5 protein-coding genes are annotated in these 6274 nt (G+C 64.6%); 1 reads left to right on the top strand and 4 read right to left on the bottom strand.

The window, feature by feature from the left end:
- Both WAN71_RS23515 and WAN71_RS23510 read right to left on the bottom strand, forming a co-directional pair.
- On the bottom strand, nucleotides 1-548 hold a 548-nt coding region (locus WAN71_RS23515), incomplete at its 3' end, for a PHP domain-containing protein (protein WP_422227635.1).
- A gap of 28 nt (nucleotides 549-576) precedes the next feature.
- Nucleotides 577-1011, bottom strand: a complete 435-nt coding sequence (locus WAN71_RS23510) for a hypothetical protein (RefSeq protein ID WP_422227634.1) — start codon at nucleotides 1009-1011, stop codon at nucleotides 577-579.
- A gap of 138 nt (nucleotides 1012-1149) precedes the next feature.
- On the opposite strand from WAN71_RS23510, the gene WAN71_RS23505 reads away from it, so the two are divergent.
- On the top strand, nucleotides 1150-1998 hold the full coding sequence (locus WAN71_RS23505; protein ID WP_422227633.1) for an LLM class F420-dependent oxidoreductase: 849 nt from the start codon (nucleotides 1150-1152) through the stop codon (nucleotides 1996-1998).
- A gap of 392 nt (nucleotides 1999-2390) precedes the next feature.
- On the opposite strand, the gene WAN71_RS23500 is transcribed toward WAN71_RS23505, so the two are convergent.
- Nucleotides 2391-3857: a glutamate synthase subunit beta gene (locus tag WAN71_RS23500; RefSeq protein ID WP_422227632.1), complete on the bottom strand. Its 1467-nt coding sequence runs from the start codon at nucleotides 3855-3857 to the stop codon at nucleotides 2391-2393.
- Nucleotides 3850-6274, bottom strand: a 2425-nt coding sequence (locus WAN71_RS23495) for a glutamate synthase-related protein (protein ID WP_422227631.1), incomplete at its 5' end; no start/stop codon positions are given. The genes WAN71_RS23495 and WAN71_RS23500, both read right to left, overlap by 8 nt.

Raw genomic sequence — 6274 nt, 5'->3', positions numbered from 1 at the left:
TGGTCCAGGCTGCCGTCGTCGAGGATGTCCACCTCGATGCCGGTGAGGATCCGCATCGGCGCGAATCGCTCGCGCAGCCCCTCGATAACGTCGAGTTGTTTACGCAGCCGCTCCGGCGAGAGCCCGTTGGCGATGGTCAGCCGCGGCGAGTGGTCGGTCAGCGCACAGTACTGATGGCCAAGCGCCGCCGCCGTGGCCATCATCTCGTCGATCGGCGCCGAGCCATCCGACCAGTTCGAATGCAGGTGCAAGTCGCCGCGCAATGCTGCCCGGATGTCACCGCCGCCGAGATCCTCAGCGCCACCACGCAATTCGACCAGAGCGTCGGGCTCGCGCCCGGACCAGGCCTGGGCAATCACCTTCGCCGTCTTGGGCCCGATGCCCGGCAGTGACTGCCAGCTGTTGGCCTGGCCGTGGCGCTCCCGCTCCGCGGCGTCCAGGCGTTCGACGATGTCGGCGGCGTTGCGGTAGGCCATCACCCGCCGCGAGTCCTCCCGCGCCCGGTCCTTGTAGTAGGCGATCTGTCGCAGCGCGGTCACCGGGTCCATGACTTCAGTCTGCCCGCGAGGCGCAGTTTTAGGTCACCAGTTGGCCGACGATGAACCCGGCGAGCAGCACCCCGAAGCCGCCGATCTCACCGCCGATCAGCAACACCATCGCGGCGTGCGATCCCCGGCTGGCGTGTTCGAACTGGTTGGTGGTGTCTCGCAAGGCGCCATGGACGATGTAGTCGGCGATGGCCCCGACGAAAAAGAACACCACCACTGCCACGGCCGTCAGGTTCACCCAGGTCGGCCAGGCGCTCAGCTCCACGAACGCCGCGAGCAGCAGCGTCGCGAACGAGTCGAGCAGGGCTGCGCGGTGCGCGATGTCGACGTACGGATGTGCGCGGTGGTCCGGGGCGACCGTGATCTGCCGGTACTTCCAGACGCCGAGGAACAGCGCCAGCAGAAATATCAGTCCGGCTGCCAGCAAGGTGATTCTGGTGTCGATGCCCAAATGCCAGTTCATTGCCCGGCCGAGTCTAGTTAAGGTGCCGATTTCTGCTGACGACTGATCTCGATTGTCCGGCTCGCCCCCGCAAGCAGAAGGTGCCCCCACCTCACACCGCTACGCGGTGTGCATCGTCGTCGGACTAGTGTCGGTGTAATGCGATTCGCGTTCAAAACCTCACCGCAAGACACCACTTGGGAACAGATGCTCGCCGTCTGGACCGAAGCCGACGGCATCGACGTCTTCGAGTCCGGGTGGACCTTCGACCACTTCTACCCCATCTTCGGAAACTCCACCGGCCCGTGCTTGGAGGGCTGGACGACGCTAACCGCCCTGGCGCAGGCCACCAAGCGGCTGCGGCTGGGCACTTTGGTCACCGGCATCCACTACCGCCATCCGGCCGTGCTTGCCAATATGGCTGCCGCCCTCGACGTCATCTCCAACGGCCGACTGGAGCTGGGCATCGGCGCCGGATGGAATGAGGAGGAATCCGGCGCCTACGGCATCGAGCTGGGCAGCATCAAGGAGCGCTTCGACCGGTTCGAGGAGGCCTGCGAGGTGCTGACCAGCCTGCTCAGCCAGCCGACCACCAACTTCGACGGCAAGTACTACCAGTTCAAAGACGCCCGCAATGAGCCCAAGGGGCCGCAGCGCCCGCACCCGCCGATCTGCATCGGCGGCAGCGGCGAGAAGCGCACACTTCGCATCACCGCTCGCTACGCCCAGCACTGGAACTTCGTCGGCGGCACACCCGAGCAGTTCGCCCACAAGCGTGACGTGCTGTACGGCCACTGCGCCGACATCGGCCGTGATCCGAAGGAGATCCGGCTGTCAGCCCACCTTCGGTTGGAACCAGACCGCAACTACGCCAAGGTCGTCGAGGACGCGGCCGGCCTGGCCGCCGAAGGCCTGGATCTGGGCATCGTGTACATCGCACCGCCGCACGACCCGGCCGTGTTCGAGCCGCTCGCCGAGGCGATCCGGGATTCGGGACTGGCCACCTAGCCCCGCTATCAGCAATTCCTAGGTCTCGGTATCGAGAACCTCAGATAACAAGTTGATTACCTTGAGCAAACGCCCACTTTAGGCAATAGTCCGCCAGAGGTTAATACTTATACGCCGAAGCGCAACAGGTCTTCCGCAGTCACCAGACGCTCAAGCTTGGCGGGGAATTCCCGGCTCTTAACCGGGTGTCGGAACCATGACCAGGCGATTCGCCCGACCCGCGACCGAGTCATCGGATTCATATGCACGGTGCTCACTCCTGCAGTCAGTCAACATGCCGAGCACCACGCCCCCGCGGCGCCCTATATCGAGCTATTAGACACCCTACAACTGGCAAACAGTGTAAGACGCGCCGAGCAATTTATCAAATGTTGCTGGTGTGACGATAGTGACTACCGCTGTGGCGCAGCCGTGGGTTTGATCGGAGCTGGCAGAGCGGTCTGCCCCATCAGGAATCGGTCCACGCCCGCCGCGGCGGCACGGCCCTCGGCGATTGCCCAGACGATCAACGACTGTCCTCGACCCATGTCACCAGCGACAAAGATACCCGGTACCGAGGTCTCGAAGTCGTTGCCGCGCGCGACATTACCGCGATCAGTGAACTCAACCCCCAGATCGGTCAGCAGACCCGGCTGCTCCGGCCCGACAAATCCCATCGCCAACAACACCAGATCGGCTTCGATTTCAAAATCGGTGTCCTCGGACTTGATGAACTTGCCGTCCTCCATCGTCACCTCGTGCACTTTCAGCGCGGTGACATGACCGTCCCGGCCGACGAATTCCTCGGTGTTGACCGAGAACATCCGCTCGCCGCCTTCTTCGTGCGCCGAGGACACCCGGAACATCAGCTCGTAGGTCGGCCACGGCGTGGACGGGGCGCGGGTCTGCGGCGGGCGCGGCATGATCTCGAACTGGTGCACGCTGGCGGCACCCTGCCGGTGCACGGTGCCCAGGCAGTCAGCACCGGTGTCACCGCCGCCGATGATGATGACCTTCTTGCCCTTTGCGGTGATCGGAGGCTCACCGTCGGGGCCAAGCACATCGTCGCCCTCCTGCACCCGATTAGACCAGGGCAGGTACTCCATCGCCTGGTGAATCCCGTCGAGCTCCCGGCCGGTGATCGGCAGGTCGCGCCAGGCGGTCGCGCCGCCGGCCAGTACCACCGCATCGAACTCGGCGCGCAACTGCTCGGCGGTGATGTCGACACCGACGTTGACACCGGCACGGAATTCGGTGCCTTCGGCCCGCATCTGGTCCAACCGGCGTTCCAAGTGGCGCTTCTCCATCTTGAATTCGGGAATGCCATAGCGCAGCAACCCGCCGATGCGGTCGTCGCGCTCGAACACCGTCACCTGGTGTCCGGCCCGGGTCAGTTGCTGCGCGGCGGCCAGACCGGCCGGGCCGGATCCCACTACCGCCACTTTCTTGCCGGTGAGCTGATCCGGTGGAAGCGGGACCACCCAGCCTTCGTCGAAGGCGTAGTCGATGATCTCCAGCTCAATCTGCTTGATCGTTACCGGATCCTGGTTGATCCCGAGCACACACGCTGATTCGCACGGCGCCGGGCAGAGTCGACCGGTGAAGTCCGGGAAGTTGTTGGTCGCGTGCAGACGTTCGATCGCATCGCGCCAACGACCGGTGCGGGTCAAGTCATTCCATTCCGGTATCAGGTTACCCAGCGGACAACCGTTGTGGCAGAACGGAATCCCACAGTCCATGCACCGAGTGGCCTGGTGCTGCAGCGTCTCGTGCGGGAAATCTTCGTAGACCTCATGCCAGTCGCGCAGCCGCAGGTCCACTGGTCGGCGTTTCGGCGTTTCACGATGGGTGTACTTCAAAAAGCCCTTCGGATCAACCACTGGCAGCCGCCATGATCGCCGCATCGGGGTCGGTGCCGCTGCGCTCGGCCTCGGCGATCGCCTCCAGCACCCGCTTGTAGTCGCGGGGCATCACCTTGACGAAGCGCCGTTGCAGGTGCGTCCAGTCGCCCAAGATGCGTTGTCCGATCGCGGAGTCGGTGGCGTCGACGTGCGCCTGAATCATGCCGTGCAGCCAGGCCAAGTCGTCATCGTCGAGCGCCTCCAGTTCCACCATCTCCGAGTTGAGGTTGTCGGGCAATTCATCCTCGGGGTCATACACATAGGCGGTGCCCCCGGACATGCCCGCCGCGAAGTTGCGGCCGGTGGCACCCAAAATTACGACCTTGCCGCCGGTCATGTACTCACAGCCATGATCGCCGACCCCTTCGACCACTGCGTGGGCACCGGAGTTGCGCACGGCGAATCGCTCGCCGACCACCCCGCGCAGGAACGCCTGGCCGCTGGTGGCGCCGAACAGGATGACGTTGCCGCCGATGATGTTGTCCTCGGCGACGTAGTCGGACGGCACGTTGTCGGGCGGCCGCACCACGATCCGGCCGCCGGACAGGCCTTTGCCCACGTAGTCGTTGGCATCGCCGTACACCCGCAGCGTGATGCCCGCGGGTACGAACGCACCGAAGCTGTTACCCGCCGAACCATCGAAGGTGATGTCGATGGTGCCGTCCGGCAATCCTTCGCCGCCATAGGCTTTGGTGACCTCGTGGCCGAGCATGGTGCCAACGGTCCGGTTGACGTTGGCGATCGTGGTGGAAAACCGCACCGGCTTCCCGGCGTCCAGTGCCTCGCGGCTCATCACGATCAATTGTTGGTCCAGCGCCTTGTCCAGCCCATGGTCCTGGCTGGAGCTGCAGTACAAGTCCTGGTTCATGAACGCCGATTCCGGCTCGTGCAGCACCGGTGACAAGTCGAGTTTGTGTGCCTTCCAATGCGCGCGGGCCAGCGTGGTGTCCAGCGACCCGACTTGGCCGACAGCCTCATTGAGGGTGCGGAAACCGAGCTGCGCCATGTATTCGCGGACCTCTTCGGCGACAAACAGGAAGAAGTTCTCCACGAACTCTGGCTTGCCGGTGAACCGCTCCCGCAGCACCGGGTTCTGGGTGGCCACCCCGACCGGGCAGGTGTCCAGGTGGCACACCCGCATCATGATGCAGCCGGACACCACCAGCGGAGCGGTCGCGAAGCCGAACTCCTCGGCGCCGAGCAGCGCCGCGATCATCACGTCACGGCCGGTCTTGAGCTGGCCGTCGACCTGGACAACGATCCGGTCCCGTAACCCGTTGAGTAACAGCGTCTGCTGAGTTTCGGCCAGTCCGAGCTCCCACGGCGCGCCGGCGTGCTTCATCGACGTCAGCGGCGTCGCACCGGTACCGCCGTCGTGCCCGGAGATCAACACGACGTCGGCGTGCGCCTTGGAGACGCCGGCGGCCACCGTGCCGACGCCGTTCTCGGAGACCAGCTTGACGTGGATGCGCGCCGACGGGTTGGCGTTCTTGAGGTCGTGGATCAGCTGAGCCAGATCCTCGATCGAGTAGATGTCGTGGTGCGGAGGCGGTGAGATCAACCCAACGCCCGGGGTGGAGTGCCGCACCTCGGCAATCCACGGATACACCTTGCCGCCCGGAAGCTGGCCACCCTCACCGGGTTTGGCGCCCTGCGCCATCTTGATCTGGAGGTCAGAGCAGTTGGTCAGATAGTGCGCGGTGACGCCGAACCTGGCCGACGCGACCTGCTTGACGGCGCTGCGGCGCCAATCACCGTTCGGGTCACGGTCGAACCGGCTGACGTGCTCACCACCCTCACCGCAGTTCGACCGACCGCCCAGCCGGTTCATCGCAATGGCCAGCGTCTCGTGCGCCTCGGCGGAGATCGAGCCGTAGCTCATCGCACCGGTGGCAAAGCGTTTGACGATCTCACTGGCCGGCTCGACCTCGTCGAGCGGGACCGGCGGGCGGATCCCCTCGCGGAACTTCAATAGCCCGCGCAGCGATGCCATCCGCTCGCTCTGGTCGTCGACCAGCCGGCTGTAGTCCTTGAAGACCTTGTACTGGCCGGTGCGGGTGGAGTGCTGCAGCTTGAAGACAGTCTCGGGGTTGAACAGGTGGTATTCGCCTTCACGACGCCACTGGTATTCACCGCCCACCTCGAGTTCGCGGTGTGCGCGTTCGTCGGGCCGATCCAAAAAAGCCAGCTCATGTCGGGCCGCGACATCGGCAGCGATGTCGGCGAGGGTGATTCCGCCAGTGGGGCAGGTCAATCCGGTGAAGTACTCCTCGAGAACTTCCTCGGAGACGCCGACGGCCTGGAACAGCTGTGCACCGGTGTAGGACGCCAACGTGGAGATGCCCATCTTGGACATCACCTTCAGCACACCCTTGCCGGCGGCCTTGACGTAGTTC

The organism is Mycobacterium sp. (assembly GCF_049280035.1).
Taxonomy (GTDB): Bacteria; Actinomycetota; Actinomycetes; order Mycobacteriales; family Mycobacteriaceae; genus Mycobacterium.
The sequence above is the reverse complement of the archived record's forward strand: the minus strand, read 5'-3'. Positions and strand labels throughout refer to the sequence as shown.